A 2,117-nucleotide genomic window follows, 5' to 3' on the forward strand; every position below is an offset into this window, starting at 1 on the left:
CATTGACGCGGTTCTCGTCCCCGCAATGTAGCAATCCGCGCCGGCAAGTCGGCAAAGCGATATTTAGTATCGCAAAACGCCCGCATTTCCCGCGCCGGGAAATGTGGGCGCTGCTTTTTGACCGCTTTGGAGTCGACACGCTGGACGGCGCGCGGCAAGAGGTGCGCGAAACGGAATCAGCAGGGGAGCGAGCCCGTGGATTTTATCGCGATTTTTTCGATTTTCGTCCTGGCCTGCTTTGTCGGCTATTTCGTCGTCTGGTCGGTGACGCCGGCGCTGCACACGCCGCTGATGAGCGTGACCAACGCCATTTCGTCGGTGATCATCGTCGGCGCGCTGATCGCCAGCGCCGCTGCGGGATCGGCGACCTCGAAGTGGCTCGGGCTTGCTGCGGTCGTGATGGCAAGCATCAACATTTTCGGCGGTTTCGCGGTCACCGCGCGCATGCTCGCGATGTACAAGAAGAAGGAGCGCTGAGATGGAATTTCAGTCGATCCTTTCCGCCGCGACCGGCGGCCACGGCGCGGTAAATCCCTGGGCTGCCGTCGCCTATCTGGTAGCGGGCGTGCTGTTCATTCTGGCGCTGCGCGGCCTTTCGAGCCCGGCAACGGCGCAAAGCGGAAACCGTTTCGGCATGGCGGGCATGTTGATTGCGGTTGTCACCACGCTGCTCACCCATGCGCCGGCCACCGCCGACGGCCTCCTCGATACGATCGGCCTCGTCGAGATACTCGTCGCGATCGGCATCGGTGCCGTGATCGGTATCGTGATGGCACGGCGGATCGCGATGACCGCGATGCCGCAGCTTGTCGCCGCGTTCCACAGCCTCGTCGGTCTTGCCGCTGTTGCGGTTGCCGCCGCTGCCTATCTCAATCCGACCGCTTTCGGCATCGCCGATGCCGCGGGGCAGATCCATCTCGTCAGCCGCATCGAAATGGGCCTTGGCATCGCGATCGGTGCGATCACCTTCTCGGGATCGGTCATCGCCTTCCTGAAGCTCAACGGCAATATGTCGGGTTCGCCGATCATGTTTCCGGGCCGGCACATCATCAATCTCGGCACGCTCGCCGCAATCGTCGCGCTGACCGCTTATTTCACGCAGGACCAGTCGCCATGGGTGTTCTGGACGATCACCGGGCTCAGCTTCGCGATCGGTTTCCTGCTGATCATCCCAATCGGCGGCGCCGACATGCCCGTCGTCGTGTCGATGCTGAACAGCTATTCGGGTTGGGCCGCGGCGGCGATGGGCTTCACGCTCGGCAACACCGCGATGATCATCACCGGCGCGCTCGTCGGCTCGTCGGGTGCGATCCTGTCGTACATCATGTGCCGCGCGATGAACCGCAGCTTCATCAGCGTGATCGCCGGCGGCTTCGGTGCCGACGATTCGGGCGGCGGCGCAGGCGGTTCGAAGGAACAGCGCCCGTGGAAACCGGGCAGCGCCGAGGATGCGGCCTTCCTGATGAGCCAGGCCGAGAATGTCATCATCGTCCCCGGCTACGGCATGGCGGTCGCCCAGGCGCAGCATGCGCTCCGCGAAATGGCCGACCAGCTCAAGAAAGAGGGCGTGAACGTCAAATATGCGATCCACCCGGTCGCGGGACGTATGCCGGGCCATATGAACGTGCTGCTCGCCGAGGCGAACGTGCCGTATGACGAGGTGTTCGAACTGGAGGATATCAACGGCGAATTCGCGCAGTGCGACGTCGCCTTCGTCATCGGCGCGAACGATGTCACCAACCCGGCGGCGAAGACCGACAAGACGTCGCCGATCTATGGCATGCCGGTGCTCGACGTCGAAAAGGCGAAGACCGTGCTGTTTGTGAAGCGCTCGATGGGCGGGGTCGGCTATGCCGGCGTCGACAACGACGTCTTCTATATGGATCAGACGATGATGCTGCTCGGCGATGCCAAGAAGATGGCCGACGATATCGTCAAGGCCCTCAGCGGTAGCGGCCACTAAGGTCGGCGCGGTAGCGGGCACTAGACAAGAATCGTCGCCCCTGCGAAGGCAGGGCCGCTGGCAGCCTTGTGCTACCTCGATAGCGGCCCCCGCCTGCGCGGGGGCGACGTGTTTTAATAAGGGACCTTATGCGCAAAATCGGCCTGATCGGGGG

The 2,117-nt window shown here is 63.1% G+C and carries 2 protein-coding genes; both read left to right on the forward strand.

Annotation, left to right across the window (positions count from 1 at the left end; translation table 11 throughout):
- Positions 1–195: 195 nt before the first annotated feature.
- The gene (locus VGD20_RS06530; protein ID WP_294029747.1) at positions 196–477 is read left to right on the forward strand and encodes a proton-translocating transhydrogenase family protein; all 282 of its coding nucleotides are present in this window, start codon (positions 196–198) and stop codon (positions 475–477) included.
- A gap of 1 nt (position 478) precedes the next feature.
- A complete protein-coding gene (locus tag VGD20_RS06535) occupies positions 479–1,963 on the forward strand; it encodes an NAD(P)(+) transhydrogenase (Re/Si-specific) subunit beta (protein ID WP_331133680.1) in 1,485 nt (494 codons plus the stop codon).
- The last annotated feature ends 154 nt before the right edge of the window (positions 1,964–2,117 follow it).

This window comes from Sphingopyxis sp. (assembly GCF_036402335.1).
Lineage (GTDB): Bacteria > Pseudomonadota > Alphaproteobacteria > Sphingomonadales > Sphingomonadaceae > Sphingopyxis.

Excerpts from the sequence above, each read along its gene's own strand:
- VGD20_RS06535 (WP_331133680.1), top strand. The coding sequence starts at position 479 with ATGGAATTTCAGTCGATCCTTTCCGCCGCGACCGGCGGCCACGGCGCG.